This is a genomic window from Methylobacterium sp. Leaf91 (genome assembly GCF_001422815.1).
GTDB lineage: Bacteria > Pseudomonadota > Alphaproteobacteria > Rhizobiales > Beijerinckiaceae > Methylobacterium.
In genome coordinates, this window is sequence record NZ_LMMP01000034.1 from 169,564 (window position 1) to 189,508 (window position 19,945).

The following is a 19,945-nucleotide window of genomic DNA, read 5'->3' on the forward strand; positions in this document are numbered from 1 at the left end:
TTCGCTCCAACGACGTCCGCGCCCTCCTTTGGCCGGGGGCGAAGCGCCTAACGCATCGCTCCCGGCCGGTCGCCTATCGCCCAGGCAAGCGCCTGTTCCAGCCGATCGTTACCCCAGAACAGCTCGCCATCGCCGGTCAGGAAGGTCGGGGCGCCGAAGATACCGCGCGAGCGTGCCTCTTCGCCGTTGACGCGCAGACGTCCCTTGTTGCCTTCCAAGGCCGCAGCCTTGAGGATCACGGTGCCATCGAGACCGAGCCCGTTGAGGACCCCCACGATGGCCGGCGGTTCGGCGATGGAGCGCCCCAGAGAGAACTGGGTCTCGTAGACGGCTTTCGAGAACGGAACGAGCCAGTCGTGATCCATGCCGTAGGTGGCTGCACGGGTCGCGCTCAAGCTGTTCTGCGGGAACGGGTCGGGCCGCTTCAACGGAGGCAGGCCTTGCCTCGCCGCCTCGCGCTCCACATCCCGCCACATATGCCGTCCCTTGGCCGGAAAGAGATTGAAGGGCGAGGAATTCCAGCCCTGGCTGGCGAAGATCGGGCCAAGGAGGAAGGGCCGCCAGCGCACTTCGACGCCGGCGGCTTCCGCCATCTCGTCGATCCGCATGGCCGCCAGGTAGGAATACGTGGAAGAGAACTCGTACCAGAATTCGAGGGTCGGCCGTCGCGGCATTCGTCGAATCTCCGGCGTGGGGTGACAAGCGGGGTTGAATTACGCAGTTTCGGCCGTCGGGGCCAGGGCAGCAACGGGCTCCGCCGACGCGGTGGTGGAAAGCGGGAGCGAACACCTCTGCAACGTCTCCTGCGGCATGCCGGTTGCACGACGCGGCTGTCGGCTGATAAGTCGCCCCGACTCCACGAGAACCGAAGCGAGCCCGATGTCAGACGTGAATCCGAAGCCCGTCAACAAGGTCGTGCTCGCCTATTCCGGTGGCCTCGACACCTCGATCATCCTGAAATGGCTGCAGACCACCTATGGCTGCGAGGTCATCACCTTCACGGCCGATCTGGGACAGGGCGAGGAGCTTGAGCCGGCGCGCAAGAAGGCTGAGCTGCTCGGCATCAAGCCGGAAAACATCTTCATCGAGGACCTGCGCGAGGAATTCGTGCGCGACTACGTCTTCCCGATGTTCCGCGCCAACGCGGTCTACGAGGGCGTCTATCTCCTCGGCACCTCCATCGCCCGCCCGCTCATCGCCAAGAAGCAGATCGAGATCGCCGAACGTCTCGGCGCCGATGCGGTCTGTCACGGCGCCACCGGCAAGGGCAACGACCAGGTCCGGTTCGAGCTCGGGTATTATGCCTTGAAGCCGGATGTGACCGTCATCGCCCCCTGGCGCGAATGGGACCTCAAGAGCCGCGAACAGCTGATCGCTTTCGCCGAGCAGCACCAGATTCCGATCTCCAAGGACAAGCGCGGCGAGAGCCCGTTCTCCGTGGACGCGAACCTTCTTCACGCCTCCTCCGAGGGTAAGGTTCTGGAGGACCCGGCCGATGAGGTGCCGGATTACGTCTATTCCCGTACGCTTTCGCCGGAAGAGGCCCCCGACACTCCAACCATCGTCACGATCGGCTTCGAGAAGGGCGACGCGGTCTCCATCGACGGCGAGCGCCTCACCCCTGCCACCCTATTAGCCAAGCTCAACCAGCTCGGTCATGACAACGGCATCGGCCGCCTCGACCTCGTGGAGAACCGCTTCGTCGGCATGAAGAGCCGGGGTATGTACGAGACGCCGGGCGGCACGATCCTGCTGCCGGCCCACAGGGCCATCGAGTCGATAACGCTGGATCGCGGCGCGGCGCACCTCAAGGACCAGATCATGCCGCAATATGCGGAGCTGATCTATAATGGCTTCTGGTTCTCGCCGGAGCGCGAGATGCTCCAGGCCCTCATCGACAAGAGCCAGGAGATGGTCACCGGCGAGGTTCGGCTGAAGCTCTACAAGGGCGGCATCCACGTCATCGGCCGCACCAGCCCGAACTCGCTCTACGACCAGGACCTCGTCACCTTCGAGGAGGGCGCCGTGGCCTACGACCACCGCGACGCGGCGGGCTTCATCAAGCTCAACGCCCTGCGCCTGCGCACCTTGGCTCAACGCAAGAAGAAGCTCGGGGCATAGGCCTCGGGATCCACCCCTCCCCCGTCGCGGGGAGGGGTTTACGCAGCGCTTAGACGGCGGACCAGCGGTTGCCCGCCTTACCGAAGGGGCCGGGGCCGAGATCGCCGTAGCGCAGGAAGATCTGCAGGGCCGGCTGCATCTCGTGATGCACCGCCGGTATTTCGGTCCCCGCTCCATAAGGCTCGGCCGTGTCGAAGGCAGGCACGTCGCGGCCGTCGTCCCAGACGATGTTCAGCTTCCTCACCAGCGCCAGATGCTCGTCCGTCACATCGAAGGTGACGTGCTCGGGCGTCTCTCCCGTCCCTTCGTCGCGAAACACGTCGCCGACATCCTCCGACGAAAGCTTGGCCAGGGTGTTGTGATACGCGTAGCGGCCCGGCTTCAACACGGCATTGTGGATGAAGACCGCGAGCGCGTCGCCGAGCGCCCGGTGTTCCTCGTCCGCCCCATCATCGTCGCCGGTGACGTTGAAGATGTCGCCGTCACGGTCGGTGCTGCCATAGGGTGCGTCGGGATGCACGATGGGCGCGCCTTGCCCAGCCGGGTTCCAGGCCACCACCATCCGGCGGATCAGGGCGATCCGCTCGAGGGTGAGGTCGAAGGTTGTGCTGTCGGCCATGTCGCGTCCGCTATCGGTGTTATGTGCGTCGTGTCTCGCATCCGCCCCATCACGGGCCGGCCCCGGCCGCCTGCCGGAGAATGGACGGCTCTATGACACGTGTTGCGGCAAGCCTCCACGTGTCTGGATTCAGCGAAGGCAGCCCATCAATCCACCGACCCCATTCATCCGCCCCTGGATGCGTGTGGCGACCGCACGCACGCCGCGAGACGGCAGGGCCGCATTGCGTTGGATCGGGTTCGGCAGAACGGCGGCGAGCAGGCTCGCCTCGCTGCGGTTGAGGTTCCGCGCGCTCTTTCCGAACCAGCGCTGCGCCGCCGCCTCGGCGCCGTACACACCGTCCCCCCATTCGGCGATATTCAGATAGATCTCCATCATGCGCCGCTTGCCCCATAGGGTATCGGCGATAACGGCAAGAGGAATCTCCATTCCTTTACGGATGACCGAACGCCCGGGCCAGAGGAACACGTTCTTCACCGTCTGCATGGAGATCGTCGAGGCGCCGCGGCTCGGCCCCTCGTCGTCATCCACCACGTCGCGCAGGGCGCCCCAATCGACGCCGTTATGTAGGCAGAAGCGCTGATCCTCCGAAGCGATCACGGCCTGGACCAGGAGCGGGGAGATCGCGTCCAGGGTGACCGCTTCGCGGCTCACGGGTTTGCCGGTCAACCATCGCGCCAGCATCAGGGTTGAGGGCGGCGTCAGCGCACTATAGACGAGCCCCAGAACAAGAATCAGGGCCAGCAACATGACGGGGAGCAGCATGAAGAGGCCGACCAGCCGCCTCACCCAATGCTTCCTTCGTCCTTGGCGGATGGAATCGAGATCGCGCGCATGGCGTGATCGCGAATCGCTGTCATCTGCCGCACCGTCGCGCCGTTCCTGAATCCGTACCTCCCGCACAACGACGCGCCCATTCTTGACCAAGGCCCTTCTTACGATGACCTCACCAAAAGCATCCCACGCTTCGGTCAAGGCGGACGCATCTCAAGCGTTTTCCCACAAGCTTTCGAGCGTGGCCGACGCCGTCGAGGCGTTTCTGGCCGAACGCCTCGGTCCCGAGACGCAGACGGGCGAGATCACGCGTCCCACGCGGCTGATGGAGGCCATGCGCCATGCCGTGCTCGGCGGCGGCAAGCGTCTGCGCCCGTTCCTGGCGGTGGAGACGGCGCGGATGCTGGGCGGCTCCGAGGCCGGGGCGCTGGCCGCCGGTTCGGCCATTGAGCTCGTCCATTGCTACTCCCTCGTCCACGACGACATGCCGGCCATGGACGACGACGACATGCGCCGGGGCAAGCCTACGGTCCACAAGGCCTATGACGAGGCGACCGCCATCCTCGTCGGCGACGCGCTGCAGACGCTGGCCTTCGAGATTCTGGCAGATGCGACCTGGCAGCCGGATCCGTCGATCCGTGCCGACCTCGTTCTCGGCCTTGCAAAGGCGTCCGGCCTCGGCGGCATGGTCGGCGGCCAGATCCTCGATCTCGGGGCGGAAGGTCGCTTCGGCGACGTCTCCCTCGATGTCGAGGACACGCTGCAGCTTCAGGCGATGAAGACCGGCGCCATCCTGGCCTTCTCGGTGGATGCGGGTGCCCTTGTGGGCGGTGCGACGTCGGATCAGCGTGCCTCCCTATGGCGCTACGGCCTCGCCTTGGGCCAAGCTTTTCAGATCGCCGACGATATCCTCGACCGCGAAGCCTCTCCCGAAGCGATGGGCAAAGCCACCGGCAAGGATAAGGATGCCGGAAAGGCGACACTCGTCGATCGTCTCGGCATCGACGGCGCCCGGGCGGAATGCGACCGCCTCGTCGGCATGTGCGAAGAGGCCGTTTCTTCCTGGGGCGACAAAGCCCAGACACTGCGCGAAGCGGCACGCTTCACGGTCGCCCGCAAAGTGTGATGCGATCGCCCCACTGAACTCTGCCGCGATGTTGCATTGCGGCAGGTCCGTGATATCAGGCCTTCATGCATCTCAAGCGGTTCATCGATTTTCTCGGCCTGACGCCGCCGTAGGCTTAAGCCTACCGAATCGTGTTCCGTCCGTGACCGGAGAGCGCTTGAGCGCCCGGTCATCAAGATGCCTGTCCCTGCTGACGCTTCGCGCGCGGGGACGATGAAAGCCATTCCCCATGAACCGTCAGTCCTTCCGGAGCGAGTGGGCTCCCGACGTCACGCGTGAAATCCTGGCCGGCACGGTGGTCGCCCTGGCGCTGATCCCGGAGGCCATCGCCTTCTCGATCATCGCGGGCGTCGACCCGAAAGTCGGGCTCTACGCTTCGTTCTGTATCGCCGTCATTTCCGCTTTCGCCGGTGGCCGTCCTGCCATGATTTCGGCTGCCACCGGCGCCATGTCCCTCGTCATGGTCACGCTCGTGAAGGAGCATGGGCTCGGCTACCTGTTCGCGGCCACCATTCTCACCGGGTTGCTCCAGATCGTCGCCAGTGCCGTACGCCTCGGCAACCTCATGCGCTTCGTCTCGCGCTCGGTGGTCACAGGCTTCGTCAACGCCCTGGCGATCCTCATCTTCCTCGCGCAGATGCCGGAGTTGATCGGCCGCGGGCCGGTCGTCTACGCCATGACCGCCATCGGCCTCGCGATGATCTACGGCCTCCCCTACCTGACGAAGGCCGTCCCCTCACCGTTGATCACGATCCTCGTTCTCACCGGAATCTCGGTCTGGTTCGGGTTCGACATCAGGACCGTGGGGGACATGGGTGCCCTGCCGAGCGAATTACCGGTCTTCGCCCTCCCCCAGGTGCCGTTCACTCTGGAGACGCTGCAGATCATCCTGCCCTATGCCCTCACCCTGGCGATGGTCGGCCTGCTCGAGAGCATGATGACGGCGGCCATCCTCGATGAGATGACCGACACGACCTCCAACAAGAACCGCGAATGCGCCGGCCAGGGCCTCGCCAACGTCACCTCCGGCCTCTTCGGCGGCATGGCCGGCTGCGCCATGATCGGGCAATCGGTCATCAACGTCTCGTCCGGCGGGCGGGGCCGTCTCTCGACGCTGTGGGCGGGCGCGTTCCTGCTGTTCCTCATCGTGGTTCTCGGCCCCTATGTGGCGCGAATCCCGATGGCGGCCCTCGTCGCGGTGATGATCATGGTCTCGATCAACACCTTCCAGTGGAACTCCGTGCGGACCCTGCTGACCCACCCGAAGAGTTCGAGCGCAGTGATGCTCGGAACGGTGGCCGTCGTCGTGACGACGCATGACCTCGCCAAGGGCGTGCTGTTCGGGGTCGTTCTCTCGGGGTTGTTCTTCGCCCACAAGGTGACGCGGTTCTTCGGTATGTCGTCGGTACGCGACGAGGCCAGCCGCATCCGCACCTACCGGGTGACGGGCCAGATCTTCTTCGCCACCGCGGAGGCGTTCCATTCCGCCTTCGATTTCCGCGAGGACGACCTGAACGGGGTCGTGATCGATCTCTCCGCCTCGCATTTCTGGGACATCACCAGCATCAGTGCTCTCGATAGGGTGGTGCTGAAATTCCGGAACCACGGCATACCTGTCGAGATCGTCGGAATGAACACGGCGACGACCACCCTCGTCGATCGGGTCGGCACCCATCAGAAGCCCGGTGCGGCCCTCGCGGGGCCGGGTCACTGATCGACGGGACGAGCGGGATCGAGCGGGATCGAGCGGGAGACTTGCCAAGCGCCCGAGCCCGTCGCTACAGCCGCGCGACGCATCACCCCTTGCCCGCGAGTGCTCCCATGACCGCCTACAAGCTCCTCCTCCTCCCCGGTGACGGCATCGGCCCGGAGGTGATGGCCCAGGTGAAGACCGTAATCGGTGCACTCGCCGAGACCGGTCTCGCCACGTTCGAGACCGAGACCGACCTCGTCGGCGGCTCGTCCATCGACGCTCACGGCGTGCCCCTCACCGACGAGGCCCTCGCGCGGGCGGACGCGGCGGATGCGATCCTGCTCGGCGCGGTGGGCGGCCCAAAATGGTCCGGCGTCGCCTACGACATCCGCCCCGAGGCCGGGCTTCTGCGGCTCCGCAAGGATCTCGGCCTGTTCGCGAATCTGCGGCCGGCGATCTGCTACCCGGCGCTGGCGGATGCGTCCGCGCTGAAACGCGAGCTCGTCGAGGGTCTCGACATCATGATCGTGCGCGAACTCACCGGCGGCGTCTATTTCGGTGAGCCGAAGGAAATCACCACCCTCCCCGACGGCACCAAGCGCGCCGTGGATACCCAGGTCTACACCACGGGCGAGATCGAGCGGATCGCCCATGTGGCCTTCGATCTGGCGCGCAAGCGCTCGGGCCGCGTGGCCTCGGCCGAGAAGCACAACGTGATGAAATCCGGCGTCCTGTGGAAGGAGGTCGTCACCAAGGTCCATTCCGAGCATTACAGCGATGTCGAGCTCGAGCATGTGCTCGCCGACAATTGCGCCATGCAGCTGGTGCGCCGCCCGAAGCAGTTCGACGTCCTCGTGACCGACAACCTCTTCGGCGACGTGCTCTCGGATGTAGCGGCGATGCTCACCGGCTCCCTCGGCATGCTGCCCTCCGCTTCGCTCGGAGCAGTGGATTCGAAGGGAAGCCGCAAGGCGCTGTACGAGCCGGTCCATGGCTCGGCGCCCGATATTGCGGGCCAGGATCTCGCCAACCCCATCGCCATGATCGGCTCGCTCGCCATGGCGTTGCGCTACTCGTTCGGCCTCGGCGAGGCGGCCGACCTACTCGACGGCGCGATCACCGATGCGCTCGCGGCGGGTGCCCGAACGAAGGATATTGCCGGAGAGGGCGTGACGCCGCTGGGGACCGCCGGGATGGGCGAGGCCGTCTTGGCGGCTCTCAAGTCGCGGGTGCGCTGAAGCGAGAACCGCGGTCTCGTCCGGACATGAAAAAGGCGCCGACCCAACCGGGTCGGCGCCTTTTTCGGTCCATCGTCCGAAGACTGCTCTTAGTAGGGGTTGCCGTTGCGAGAGACGTATGAGGTGGGGTCGATTGCATCGACACCGGAGAAGTCGATGTTGTGGATCGCGCTGGAACGGGCGCCCACGAACGGGCCGTTGGTGATCGGATCGGGCAAGATCGCGCCGCCGAAACGATCGTTGCGGCCGTAGGGCGGCGAATTCAGGTAGCTGGCCGTGATGAAGTGCGGGTTGGTCGCCGGGTTGCTGATCGAACCGTTATTCGCCTCGACGACATTGCCGGCATCGAGCCAGCTGCGCGGACGGATGCGGATCGGCAGCGGCTGGCTGACGCGGATACCGGGGGCGTAACGACCCTGCGCCTCGACAGCGGTGCTCGCGCCGACAGCGGTAAGGGTGAGTGCGCCCATCAGGGCAATCGTGGCAGTGCGCATGACGGACCTTCGTTGAACCTGTGTGAGATTAGGCCCGATTTCCTTAAGAAACTCGGCCATTCTTGGTGAGTAGACGTGCCAGCGGCGCTGTTGTTCCCGGCCTAAGGCCGCGCTTGGTCGCTTCGCCGCAGTTTCGCCTCATTATGTCGGATGCGGCGTTTCGAGATCGATCCGGTTTCTCCGGCGGCCTCTCGGTTGGGGACGGCCGCGACACGCGGCGCGCAGCCCTCTACCCGCCGTTCCTCGAACACGCGATACGCCGCTTCGAGGCCTGCGGAAGCTTGGCCATTCAGAACGAGCTTGTCCAGGGCGCAGACGATGGCCCGCGGCTCCGGCGGCTGGCTCAACGGAGCGCAGAGCCAGCCATCGATGCGCGGGGTCAGTGGAATCAGCCCGCTCTGCCCCGCATTGGAGAAACCGGTACAGATCCGCGTCACCGGACCGCTCAACGTGGCTTCCAAGGTCTCGAGCGGACCGAACTTGGTAGCGATCAACCCTCGTTCGCCGGATCGTACGACGGCGAGTCCCTGCCCGTCCGCGGCCCGTCGAGCGATGGTGACGAACAGGCTCACGGGAGGTGTGGAGCCCTCTGTGACGGTGAGGCTGAGATAGGGTGCATCCGCCGCGTCGAATTTACCCTGTGAGAGACGGTCCTCCCGCTGGCCCGTGGCCGGGTTGATCCGTGCTGGCTCGATCTTCGCCTGATCGAGGGCGTCAGGATCGTCGAGCCGATAACGCGGGGCCGTTTCGGCAATGGGCAGAGCCTGGCGAACATTCACGGCGGCGGTGGGGACGAACGGCTGGGCATTCGTGTCGGTCGAGACAATCGCCCCCGACTTCGTCTCATCGTGTTTCGGCTCACCACCGACGAACTGCCCGGCTGCGCCGACACAAGCGAGTGCCGCGACACAAGGCACGGCAAGCCGCAATGACGAGCGAGCCTTGCGCTTGGGGAGCCGATGGCTGGTTTCGTCCTGTACGGCGATGCGATGCATGAAACCCTGAAACCGGTGACTCTTCTGGAGGCTTTCGCCGCGTGCGAGCGACCATGCTCTCGAGGCTCCGTAGGCCGGGTTTCACACCGGGTGACCGGACGAGGGTTTTCGATTTTGCGGTGAATCAATCGTTGCCCGATACACCTTGCGTCTATCGGCAGGTCCTGTTTGTGCCGCGACGAAAGTCTTGCGTGCAGCGCAACTCTTGACAGTCGCGGAGACGAGGCGTCTTGCTCCGCCGCTTGAAGTCAAAGTGGTCCTATCGAAGGGTCGAACGGGACGGGGCGTGCCGGCAAGTCCGCGGGACGACGCGTTTTCGCAGCCGGCCGGTCAATCAGGTCGTGACCGGGAAACCCTGCGGATTCTCATGGGACCGGTACACGGAGACTTGCCAACGACCCTGCCAGCGGTGCCGAGGCGATGAGCCCGGCCCTGGCGGGGAACCAGGGCATCACGAAGCGGAGTTGGAGAGATGGGTTACAAGGTCGCCGTCGTCGGTGCCACGGGCAATGTTGGCCGTGAGATGCTCGACATCCTGTCGGAGCGGGCGTTCCCCGCCGATGAGGTCGTGGCTATCGCCTCGCGCCGCAGCGCCGGGCAGGAAGTCTCTTTCGGTGACAAGATCCTGAAGGTGAAGGCGCTCGACACCTACGATTTCTCCGACACCGATATTTGCCTGATGTCCGCTGGCGGCGAGACGTCGAAGGAATGGTCGCCGCGCATCGGCCAGACCGGCTGCGTCGTCATCGATAATTCGTCGGCCTTTCGCTACCATCCCGACGTGCCGCTGATCGTGCCGGAAGTGAATCCGGAAGCCATCACCGGCTTCTCGAAGATGAACATCATCGCCAACCCGAACTGCTCCACGGCGCAGCTCGTCGTCGCCTTGAAGCCCCTGCACGACGTGGCCAAGATCACCCGCGTGGTGGTGGCGACCTATCAGTCGGTCTCCGGCGCCGGCAAGGAAGCCATGGACGAGCTGTTCCAACAGACCCGTTCGGTCTTCACCGCCGGTCAGATGACCATGGAGAAGTTCCCAAAGCGCATCGCCTTCAACGTCATCCCGCAAATCGACGTGTTCCTCGACGACGGATCCACCAAGGAAGAGTGGAAGATGGTCGCCGAGACCAAGAAGATGCTCGATCCCAAGATCAAGCTGACGGCGACCTGCGTGCGCGTGCCGGTGTTCATCGGCCATGCCGAGGCGGTGAACGTCGAATTCGAGCATCCGATCTCGCCCGAGGAGGCGACTGCCCTCCTGCGTTCGGCACCGGGCATCCTGGTCGTCGATAAGCGTGAGCCCGGCGGCTACATGACCCCGCACGAGGCGGCCGGCGAGGACGCGACCTATGTCTCGCGCATCCGCGCGGATTCGACGGTCGATAACGGCCTCTCGTTCTGGTGCGTCGCCGATAACCTGCGCAAGGGCGCGGCCCTGAACACGGTGCAGATCGCCGAGATGCTGATCAACCGGAAGCTGCTGAAGGAGCGGGCGGCGGCCTGATCACTCCACTTCCAGTCCTTTGGCCGAAACCCATCGAACGGCCATTGTCATTGACGCCGTCCCGTTCACGGGGCGGCGTTTTTTTATGGCCAATCCCCCTAATGAAGCAGGAGGAGATGCATTTCAATTGAAAATGTTCCTATTTTAGGATAGCCAGGATTAGAACAAAACACGAACATTAGTGATCGCGATGTGGGGCACTTCCAAACGCGAGCATGAAGCCGAAACCCTCCTTCGCCAACTCGCCATACTGGCGACGGAGACAAAACTGATCCGACTCCAACAGAGCCTGGACCGGAAGTACGATCCAGCCCAGCCCCGTGCGCCCGCCGGCCAAAGCGATGGTGGGCGGTGGGTCTCCGACGGAGGCGTCGGAGGCAGTCGCCTGACCGATCGTCCATCAACCGGTCAGACACTCCGATCCTCCATCGATAACGGAAGCACGTCAGGCAGGTCCACGCGAGAGGAAACCGTCACCAATAACGGGGCTCGGATTCTATCGCTGCGTATTCGCTCGGGACGCGGAGAGTGGGACGACCAGCACGCCGTCGTCACACCGGATGGCGAAAGCAGGATTTTCGAGAATTCGGGCGACGTTCAGACCATCCGCGACGGGGCATCGGGAGAGGTTCTCTCGCGTGGCGCGTTCGCGTTATCCGAATCGCAATCCCAGCCCACAATACAACAGGTCTTTCTGCCGGCTTTCGTCGTCGCTCCGGCCGTCAAGGTCACTCTTGAAGCGGCGGCGCTTCTCTTCACCTATCTGGAAGCTCGGAGGCCGGGATTCGGCAAGGCACCGGGCAGAACGGCACTGCGCTACGACTTCGACCCAGATCCGGACAAAAAACTTCCCCTCATTTGGGTTGGTCCGGTCGATCAGACGACACTCGACCAAGCTTGTCCACGCAACGCCGAAGTGCAAGCCGTAACGGACGAGGCGACGAAACGGCTGACAGCCTTGAATCCCCTTCTGACGAGACAGCAACTCGGCACCATGATCCATGTCGATATCGCACACACATTCATTGCAAGGGCTTATCCCGATGTGCGCGTCTAATTTTCGATAAGCAGTACCGGCGATGAAGCAGATTATGGAGAAAAGGGTTCAGCACGCCTCGATCTTTTCGAACTCTCACCAAATCAAACAGTCTGCGTCTATGATTATAAAACTGGATCGGCGGGGCTAAGCTCAAAAAGAGCGTTGTTTCTAGCCAGATCCGCCAAGAAATTTTGGCCGCAATCAAATGGTATAATTATCATTCAAGTGAGGCCGATAAAATGACGACCATTAAACAAATTAAAGGCCTTGCCAATAATTTGCTCGACAAAAATATTGATCTTGTCGCTGCTGGTAGAAACTCCTTCTGGCTTCTCCCCATCGAATCTATAGGACGATTGATCCACCTCGATCGGACGAGCAATCCGGCCTATTGCGTTGCAAGCTGGTACCTCGTCGAGTTCTTCATGCCCGGAGTTCGTTCATCGTCCTCACTCGGGCGATGCAGCGAAAGGATTGCCCGTTCTGAAGGCTTCGAGGGTGGCCAGGGCTGGTTCTGGTCCGACCCGACGATCTACGACGATTTCCTCACCCGCGTCGAAGCGGATGCCCTGGCGATCCTTCGCCCCCTGGACACGACGCGAAAGTGTCTCGACTTCGCCCGCACCCGTCCCGCCACGGTCGGACGTCTCGGTCTGGACTGGCATCTCGTCGCCTGCATTGCGCTCGGCGAACTCGATGAGGCTCGGACGATCTGGTCCAAGATAGGTAAGCAATACCGCAACGGGGCCGTGATGGAGGATGCGCACTGGCAGTTGATCAACGACCGGACCTGCCTCATCGGCGAGCCGCTCATGGCCGACGATCGGGACGCTCTCGCCACCCTGTTGCATCGCTGGGAAGCCGAGACCATCGTCGGAAGTCCCCTCGAACCATTTTGGAGACCGAGCCTGTTTCCCCTGGAGGAGGATGCATCGGCCGCCCCATAAGTGGGCGAGAAGACTAGGGCGACAGGCAAGCCGGCATTAGACCGATGCCTCCAACGCCGCCACATCCCCACCACTGATCGCCGGCAGGCACCGGGTGATCCGCTCGGCATCCCAGTTCCACCACGCCACGGCCTGGAGCCGCGCGGCGATATCGGGCGGTACGCGCATCCGCACGAGCGTGGCCGGGTTGCCGGCGACGATGGCGTAGGGAGGTACGTCGCGGGTGACCACGGATTTGGCGGCGACCACGGCTCCGTCGCCGATGCGGATTCCCGGTAGGATCGTGCTGTCGTAACCGAGCCAGACATCGTTGCCGATCACCGTGTCGCCCCGGTTGGGAAAGGCCATCTCTTCGGGGAAGCGTCCGGCCCAGGCGCTGCCGAAGATAACGAACGGGTAGGTGGAGGGCGCGTCGAGGCGGTGGTTGCCCCCGTTCATGAGGAAGCGCGTGCCCGCCGCAAACGCGCAGAAGCGACCGATTCGCAAGCGGTCGCCCAGGAAGGCGAAGTGGTAAAGGATGTTGTCGAGGAAGGCCTCCGGGCCGGCAGGGTCGTCGTAATAGGTGTAGGCGCCGACCTCGACATTCGGCGGCAGTTGAAGATTGCGAATGAAGGTGATGCGGCTGTGTCCCGGGACGGGGTGGAGGCAGTCTGGATCGGGTCCGAATGACGAATCGGCAGTCATAGTCGGAGCTTCCTGAAAAGGGTTTGGGGAAGAAGCGGGATGGGCGCGCTCTACCGAGGAACGCCACGTGAAATAGCTTGAAACGAGGCGACGATCGGATTAGCTATAGAGCATCAGTTCTGGTTGCAGTCTTGAGGCTGCGGTTCGGGAGTGGGCCCCACCGGGTCCGCTCTTTTTTATTGCCGCAACGCCTCTCGCACCGGATCGCTTCACGCAAGGCCGGACATACAGCGCAGCATGGCGGACACTTCCGAAAAACGTCTGATCACTGAGACCGGCGTCGCCGCACGGGTCGTGCAGGTCATCGAGGCATCGATCGAGGGCCTCGGCTATCGCGTGGTCCGGGTGCGGGTGTCGAGCGCCAATGGCTGCACCGTGCAGATCATGGCCGAGCGGCCCGACGGCACCATGACGGTGGACGATTGCGAGACCGTGAGCCGGGCGATCTCTCCCCTCCTCGATCTCGATGACCCGGTGGGCAAGGCCTATTATCTGGAGATCTCCTCCCCCGGCATCGACCGGCCGCTGGTACGGGCCGTCGATTTCGAGCGTTGGGCCGGCTACGAAGCCAAGATCGAGCTGGCGATACCCCTCGACGGCCGGAAGCGGTTTCGCGGGATCATCCGAGCCCCCAACCCGGATGGCCTCACGGTGCCGATCGATCTGCCCGACGTGAAGGAGGGCCTGCCGAGCCGCATCGACCTTCCCCTCCGCGATCTCGGCGACGCCTACCTCGTCCTCACCGACGATCTCGTGCGTGAATCGCTCCGACGTGGCGGCGGGCCGCCGCCGATGCTGGACGATGAGGACGAAGACGAGAGCGAGGAGGGTGACGAGGCTGAAGTCGCGCCTCCCGCCCCTCTCAAGAAAAAGGTCGAGCGGCCGCTGAAGCCCAAGGCGTCGGCCAAGCCCAAGCCGGAAAAGATCGAGACCGAGGCGAGTCGGGCCAACAAGGCCAAGCCAGTCCGCACCAAGGCGGTGCGGGTCAAGGACGACGGCAAGCTTCATTAGAGCATTCGTTCGGAACTCCGGCGGGCGCCCGATGGCGCGCTGAGGGTTCCGAGAAGAACATACGACGAAAAGAAGGACGAAATCCGATGGCTGTCGTCAGCGCCAACAGACTCGAACTCCTGCAGATTGCCGAAGCGGTCGCCCGCGAGAAGGTGATCGACCGCTCCATCGTCATCGACGCCATGGAGGAGGCCATCGCCAAGGCCGCTCGCTCCCGTTACGGCGCGGAGACGGATGTCCATGCGGAGATCGACCCCAAGACCGGCGCGCTCCGCCTGTCCCGCCATCTCGTGGTGGTGGACGAGGTCGAGAACGACGCCCGCGAGGTCACACTGGATCAGGCTCGGCGCTACAATCCGGGCGCGCTCGTGGGGGACGTGATCTCCGACACGCTGCCGCCCTTCGATTTCGGCCGCGTCGCCGCTCAATCGGCCAAGCAGGTCATCGTTCAGAAGGTGCGTGACGCCGAGCGCGACCGTCAGTTCGACGAGTACAAGGACCGCATCGGCGAGATCGTCAACGGCCTGGTCAAGCGGGTCGAGTACGGCAACGTCATCGTCGATTTGGGACGCGGCGAGGGCATCGTGCGCCGTGACGAGATGATCCCGCGCGAGACCTTCCGCCCCGGCGACCGTATCCGCTCCTACCTGTTCGACGTGCGCCGCGAAGTGCGTGGACCGCAGATCTTTCTGTCGCGCTCCCACCCGCAATTCATGGCCAAGCTGTTCGGCCAGGAAGTGCCCGAAATCTATGACGGCATCGTCGAAGTGAAGGCGGTCGCCCGCGATCCGGGCTCGCGCGCCAAGATCGCCGTCATCTCGCGGGACGGCTCCATCGACCCCGTCGGTGCCTGTGTCGGCATGCGCGGCTCCCGCGTCCAGGCGGTCGTGGGCGAATTGCAGGGCGAGAAGGTCGACATCATCCCGTGGTCGGAAGACCAGGCGACCTTCATCGTCAATGCGCTCCAGCCCGCCGAGGTGGTCAAGGTGGTCCTCGACGAAGAGGCCGACCGCATCGAGGTGGTGGTGCCCGACGATCAGCTCTCGCTGGCCATCGGCCGTCGCGGCCAGAATGTGCGCCTCGCCTCACAGCTCACCGGTTGGGACATCGACATCCTGACCGAGGCCGAGGAATCGGAGCGGCGCCAGAAGGAATTCGCCGAGCGGACCGCGGTCTTCATGGCAGCCCTCGACGTCGACGAGACGGTGGGCCAGCTCCTCGCGGCGGAGGGTTTCCGGAACGTCGAGGAAATCGCCTATGTCGAGCCGGGCGAGCTCGCCAACATTCAGGGCCTCGACGAGGAAAGCGGCACGGAGATCCAGGCTCGCGCCCAGGATCACCTCGCCCGCGTCGAATCCGAATTCGATGCCAAGCGCCAGGAACTCGGCGTCGCTGACGACTTACGCGAGATCGATGGCGTGACCACGCCCATGCTCGTGGCCTTCGGCGAGAACGACGTGAAGTCGATAGAGGATCTCGCCGGCTGCGCCACGGATGACCTTGTCGGCTACACCGAAGGTCGCGGCCCCGAGGCCACCAAACATGCGGGCTATCTCGACGGGTTCGAAATCTCCCGTGCCGAGGCTGAGGCCATGATCATGGCGGCTCGCGTCAAGGCTGGTTGGATCGAAGCACCCGTTGAGGCTGACGAGGGCGAACAGACCGACGGGGAACCCGAGGCAGTCTGATCCCAGGCGACTTCACCGCCTTCTCCCTCAACGATCGTCGGAGACGAAATCGAGGGAGAAGGTGACGACAACGTCCAAGCGCAGAACGACCGGGTCAATGCTCGGGCCTCGAATCGCTACCCTGCCATAACGTGACTTGGCAGGTCCGGCACGGCCGAACAGCCCAAGACGTAGAAGGGTCCAACCGCCATATGACGGGCGAATACGCAGATGCAGCGCAAGATGCCGCTGAGCCGGAGCCGAGCACTTTGCTCGATTCCGGCTTCGGGCGCGGTCGGCGCAATGCAATGCGCACATGCCTTGTCACCCGAATGTCGCAGAATCCGGAAGGCATGATCCGCTTCGTTCTGTCTCCCGACGGGGAAGTGGTGACGGATCTGAAGGCGAAACTGCCAGGACGCGGCGCATGGCTCACTGCCAGTCGCGTCACGGTCGAAGCCGCGCTGAAGAAGCGGCTGTTCCAACGCGCCTTCAAGACCAAGGATGCGGCCGCACCGGCGGACCTCGGTGACAGGATCGCAGCGATCCTGCGGGAAGACCTGCGCCAATCCCTGTCGCTCGCCAACAAGGCAGGCTGCCTGGTCGCCGGTTTTGCCAAGGTCGAGTCCGCCATTGCGGACAAGGCCGGTGTCGCAGCGGTGATTCAAGCCTCCGACGGTAGCGCGGACGGTAGAAGGAAGATCGCCGCGGCATTGCACCGGAGGCATGGCGATGCCATATCCCGTGTCCCGGTCATCGATGATTTGTCCAATGCAGAATTGGACATGGCCTTGGGTCGGGATCATGTGATACATGCGGCGCTTGTCGCAGGAGTCGGGAGCACCGGCTGCCTTGCGCGTTGGCGTCGGCTACGCTCTTTCGAGGGCAGGCCTACGACAGCCGAGGAGGCCGGTTACGCCCGAGCAGGGCAAACCGCTTCGACTCTGCAGGACGACGACGAGACGGATTTACCCGGCGCACAGCAGTTTGCCGGTTCACGGGACGATGGAAACCCTCAGGGTTTGGACTGAATGAGCGATACGAATAATCCGGGCGACAAGACGCAGGCACGACCCCCCTCGAAGCCGCTGTCCTTGAAGCGCCCGATCGAGCAGGGAACGGTGCGTCAGAGCTTCTCCCATGGCCGCTCCAAGCAGGTCGTGGTCGAGACTGTGAAGCGCCGTGTCATCGGGGCGGCACCGGCCGCTCCTGTTCGCGAAACGCAACCGGTCGCTCCGGCGTCCCGTGTGGCGCCGCCCGCTCCCGCGGTCCCGCGTCCCGCCCAGCGGGCGGCGTCCGGCGTCGTGCTTCGGACATTGAGCGAGCAGGAGCGCGATGCACGCGCCGCTGCCCTCGCCGATGCCCAGCGACGTGAGCAGGAAGCCCGCCGCAAGGTCGAGGAAGAGGCTGCAGCGCAGCGTGCTCGCGAGGCTGAGGAAGCCCGCCAGCGCGAGGCCGAGGAGCGTCGCCGCCAGGAAGAGGAGCGTCAGCGCGCCGAGGAGCAGGCTCGCCTGCGTGCCGAGGAAGAGGCTGCTCGCGAGGCGGCTCGCGCTGCCGAAGCCGCAGCCAAGGAAGCCGCCGCGGCGGCTCCTGCCGCAGCTGCTCCGTCTGCGCCCGCACGGCCCGTTTCCAAGACCGTGCCGATGGCTCCTGTCTCGGCTCCGATCTCGTCGGCCCCGAAGCCCGCTCCGGCAGCACCCGCTCCCGCTCCCGCACCGCAGGCTGCGGCGCCCGCGCGTCCAGCTCCCGCTGCCCGTCCCCCTCTGACGGCTCGCCCGACGCCTGCAGAGCCGCGCAAGACCATCACGGCCGACGTGCGCAAGCCGCGCGATTTGAACTTCATGGCCCGCCCGGCTCCCGCACCCGAGCCTGAGGCGGCTCCCACCGCTGCCACGGCCGCACGTCCGGCCGGTGCGACGCCTGCCGCCCGCGCGCCGGGTCGGCCTCAGGCTGCCGAGGAGGAGAGCGAGCAGAAGCGCGTCATCCGCCGCCCTGGCATGCCGCTTAAGATCATCACGCCGCCCAAGACACCCAAGCAGCCGGGCGGCGACCGTAATCGTGGGCGCCTGACCATCGCCACCGCCACGTCGGGCGAGGACGAACGTACACGCTCCGTTGCTTCGTTCCGTCGCCGCCAGCAGCGCATGAGCGGCAACCGGCAGGTGGAGCAGAAAGAGAAGCTCTCCCGCGAGGTGACGATCCCCGAGACGATCACCATCCAGGAACTCGCCAACCGCATGTCGGAGCGGGCAGTGGACGTGATTCGCCTGCTCATGAAGCAGGGTGAGATCCACAAGATCACCGACGTGATCGATTCGGATTCTGCCCAGCTCATCGCCGAGGAACTCGGCCACACCGTACGCCGCGTCGCCGAGTCCGATGTCGAAGAGGGCTTGTTCAACGACGAGCCGGATCTCGAAGAGGATCTCGATCCGCGTCCGCCCGTCGTGACCATCATGGGCCATGTCGATCACGGCAAGACCTCGCTGCTCGACGCCATCCGCAAGACGGCCGTCGTCTCCGGCGAAGCCGGTGGCATCACGCAGCATATCGGCGCGTATCAGGTCGCATCGCCATCCGGTGACATGGTCACCTTCATCGACACCCCCGGCCACGCGGCGTTCACCTCCATGCGCGCCCGTGGCGCCAAGGTGACGGATATCGTCGTGCTCGTGGTGGCGGCCGATGACGGTGTCATGCCCCAGACGGTGGAGGCGATCAGCCACGCGAAGGCGGCCGGCGTGCCGCTCATCGTGGCGATCAACAAGATCGACAAACCCGATGCGAACCCGCAGCGGGTGCGTACCGAGCTTCTGCAGCATGACATACAGGTCGAGTCCATGGGCGGCGAGACCCTGGAATTCGAAGTCTCCGCCAAGACCGGCGACGGTCTGCCGGATCTCCTCGAAGGTCTGCAGCTGCAGGCCGAAATCTTGAACCTGCGTGCCAACGAGGCACGCGACGGCGAGGGTACGGTCATCGAGGCCAAGCTCGATCGCGGTCGCGGTCCCGTCGCCACGGTGCTCGTGCAGCGCGGCACCCTCTTCACCGGCGACATCGTCGTTGCTGGTGCCGAGTGGGGGCGTGTCCGCGCCCTCATCGACGACAAGGGCGAGAGCATCCCTTATGCCGGCCCGTCGGTGCCGGTGGAGGTACTCGGCTTCAACGGAACTCCGGATGCGGGCGACCGCGTGGCGGTGGTACCGAACGAAGCCCGTGCCCGCGAAGTCACCGAGTATCGCGCCCGTCAGAAGCGTGAGCGGATTGCTGCACGAACTGGCGGTGCGAACCGCTCGCTCGTGGACATGATGCGCGACCTGAAGGAAGGCCTCGGCCGCAAGGAACTGGCTCTCGTCATCAAGGGCGACGTGCAGGGTTCAGTGGAAGCCATCATCGGCGCGTTGGAGAAGCTCGGCAACGACGAGGTGTCAGCGCGCATTCTGCTCGCGGGCGTCGGCGGCATCACCGAGTCGGACGTGACCTTGGCGGAGGCTTCGAAGGCCGTCGTCATCGGCTTCAACGTGCGTGCCCATAAGGAAGCGCGCGAGTCAGCCGAGAACAAGGGCGTCGAGATCCGCTACTACAACATCATCTACGACCTCGTGGATGACATCAAAGCGACCCTCTCGGGCATGCTGCCGCCGACCCTGCGCGAAGAGCGCCTCGGTGAGGCGCAGATCCTGCAGATCTTCGACGTGTCGAAGGTCGGCAAGATTGCCGGTTGTCGCGTCACCGACGGTGTCGTGCAGCGTGGCGCACATGTCCGCCTGATCCGCGACAGCGTCGTGATCCACGAGGGCAAGCTGTCTCAGCTGAAGCGCCTCAAGGACGACGCGAAGGAAGTCGGTTCAGGTTACGAGTGCGGTATGTCCTTCGAGAACTTCCAGGACATGCGTGCGGGTGACACGATCGAGTGCTACCGGGTCGAGGAGATCCGCCGCACGCTCTAAAAGCGACGCGGCTTGACGAACCCGGCGGCTGCAGCGCGCGCTGCAGCCGCCGTTTTGTTTTGCAGACGGCCGGTACGTCTGAG

17 protein-coding genes are annotated in these 19,945 nt (G+C 64.4%); 11 read left to right on the plus strand and 6 right to left on the minus strand.

Features of this window, described 5'->3' with window-relative positions; genetic code table 11:
* Nucleotides 1–47: 47 nt before the first annotated feature.
* On the minus strand, nucleotides 48–674 hold the full coding sequence (locus ASF32_RS17680) for a 2-hydroxychromene-2-carboxylate isomerase (RefSeq protein ID WP_056431249.1): 627 nt from the start codon (nucleotides 672–674) through the stop codon (nucleotides 48–50).
* A 205-nt stretch (nucleotides 675–879) separates the two neighbouring features.
* On the opposite strand from ASF32_RS17680, the gene ASF32_RS17685 reads away from it, so the two are divergent.
* Nucleotides 880–2,121: an argininosuccinate synthase gene (locus ASF32_RS17685; RefSeq protein ID WP_056431252.1), complete on the plus strand. Its 1,242-nt coding sequence runs from the start codon at nucleotides 880–882 to the stop codon at nucleotides 2,119–2,121.
* A gap of 49 nt (nucleotides 2,122–2,170) precedes the next feature.
* On the opposite strand, the gene ASF32_RS17690 is transcribed toward ASF32_RS17685, so the two are convergent.
* Nucleotides 2,171–2,740 (minus strand): hypothetical protein, encoded by a 570-nt coding sequence (locus ASF32_RS17690; RefSeq protein ID WP_056431255.1) that lies wholly within the window; start codon nucleotides 2,738–2,740, stop codon nucleotides 2,171–2,173.
* Between the two features lie 129 nt (nucleotides 2,741–2,869).
* Nucleotides 2,870–3,556 carry a monofunctional biosynthetic peptidoglycan transglycosylase gene (gene mtgA, locus ASF32_RS17695; protein WP_311275133.1) on the minus strand — a complete coding sequence of 229 codons (687 nt, stop codon included), beginning with the start codon at nucleotides 3,554–3,556 and terminating at the stop codon, nucleotides 2,870–2,872.
* Nucleotides 3,557–3,680: 124 nt separating this feature from the next.
* Between mtgA and ASF32_RS17700 the strand changes: the two genes are divergently transcribed.
* The 3 genes from ASF32_RS17700 (at nucleotide 3,681) to leuB (ending at nucleotide 7,571) form a co-directional block, all read left to right on the plus strand.
* Entirely contained in the window at nucleotides 3,681–4,640 is a 960-nt protein-coding gene (locus tag ASF32_RS17700) for a polyprenyl synthetase family protein (protein WP_056431596.1), read from the plus strand.
* Between the two features lie 229 nt (nucleotides 4,641–4,869).
* Entirely contained in the window at nucleotides 4,870–6,354 is a 1,485-nt protein-coding gene (locus tag ASF32_RS17705; RefSeq protein ID WP_056431257.1) for a SulP family inorganic anion transporter, read from the plus strand.
* 107 nt (nucleotides 6,355–6,461) lie between these two features.
* Entirely contained in the window at nucleotides 6,462–7,571 is a 1,110-nt protein-coding gene (gene leuB, locus ASF32_RS17710; RefSeq protein ID WP_056431260.1) for a 3-isopropylmalate dehydrogenase, read from the plus strand.
* 89 nt (nucleotides 7,572–7,660) lie between these two features.
* On the opposite strand, the gene ASF32_RS17715 is transcribed toward leuB, so the two are convergent.
* Together ASF32_RS17715 and ASF32_RS17720 are read right to left on the minus strand one after the other, a co-directional pair.
* A complete protein-coding gene (locus ASF32_RS17715) occupies nucleotides 7,661–8,065 on the minus strand; it encodes a hypothetical protein (RefSeq protein ID WP_056431263.1) in 405 nt (134 codons plus the stop codon).
* A 101-nt stretch (nucleotides 8,066–8,166) separates the two neighbouring features.
* Nucleotides 8,167–9,060: a hypothetical protein gene (locus tag ASF32_RS17720; protein WP_056431266.1), complete on the minus strand. Its 894-nt coding sequence runs from the start codon at nucleotides 9,058–9,060 to the stop codon at nucleotides 8,167–8,169.
* Between the two features lie 472 nt (nucleotides 9,061–9,532).
* Between ASF32_RS17720 and ASF32_RS17725 the strand changes: the two genes are divergently transcribed.
* From ASF32_RS17725 to ASF32_RS17735, 3 genes are all read left to right on the plus strand, one after another.
* A complete protein-coding gene (locus ASF32_RS17725; RefSeq protein ID WP_018044930.1) occupies nucleotides 9,533–10,564 on the plus strand; it encodes an aspartate-semialdehyde dehydrogenase in 1,032 nt (343 codons plus the stop codon).
* Between the two features lie 190 nt (nucleotides 10,565–10,754).
* Nucleotides 10,755–11,621, plus strand: coding sequence for a hypothetical protein (locus tag ASF32_RS17730; protein ID WP_056431269.1), 867 nt, complete (start codon nucleotides 10,755–10,757; stop codon nucleotides 11,619–11,621).
* A 173-nt stretch (nucleotides 11,622–11,794) separates the two neighbouring features.
* Nucleotides 11,795–12,550 (plus strand): hypothetical protein, encoded by a 756-nt coding sequence (locus ASF32_RS17735; protein ID WP_156467872.1) that lies wholly within the window; start codon nucleotides 11,795–11,797, stop codon nucleotides 12,548–12,550.
* A 36-nt stretch (nucleotides 12,551–12,586) separates the two neighbouring features.
* Here the strand turns inward: ASF32_RS17735 and ASF32_RS17740 are convergent, their stop codons facing one another.
* Nucleotides 12,587–13,234 (minus strand): CatB-related O-acetyltransferase, encoded by a 648-nt coding sequence (locus tag ASF32_RS17740; RefSeq protein WP_056431275.1) that lies wholly within the window; start codon nucleotides 13,232–13,234, stop codon nucleotides 12,587–12,589.
* A 237-nt stretch (nucleotides 13,235–13,471) separates the two neighbouring features.
* Between ASF32_RS17740 and rimP the strand changes: the two genes are divergently transcribed.
* From rimP to infB, 4 genes are all read left to right on the plus strand, one after another.
* Nucleotides 13,472–14,245, plus strand: a complete 774-nt coding sequence (rimP, locus tag ASF32_RS17745; RefSeq protein WP_056431278.1) for a ribosome maturation factor RimP — start codon at nucleotides 13,472–13,474, stop codon at nucleotides 14,243–14,245.
* Nucleotides 14,246–14,331: 86 nt separating this feature from the next.
* The gene (gene nusA, locus ASF32_RS17750; protein ID WP_056431281.1) at nucleotides 14,332–15,933 is read left to right on the plus strand and encodes a transcription termination factor NusA; all 1,602 of its coding nucleotides are present in this window, start codon (nucleotides 14,332–14,334) and stop codon (nucleotides 15,931–15,933) included.
* A gap of 191 nt (nucleotides 15,934–16,124) precedes the next feature.
* A complete protein-coding gene (locus ASF32_RS17755) occupies nucleotides 16,125–16,943 on the plus strand; it encodes an RNA-binding protein (protein WP_056431284.1) in 819 nt (272 codons plus the stop codon).
* Nucleotides 16,944–19,862: a translation initiation factor IF-2 gene (gene infB, locus ASF32_RS17760; protein ID WP_056431286.1), complete on the plus strand. Its 2,919-nt coding sequence runs from the start codon at nucleotides 16,944–16,946 to the stop codon at nucleotides 19,860–19,862. It begins immediately after the preceding gene.
* Nucleotides 19,863–19,945: the final 83 nt, after the last annotated feature.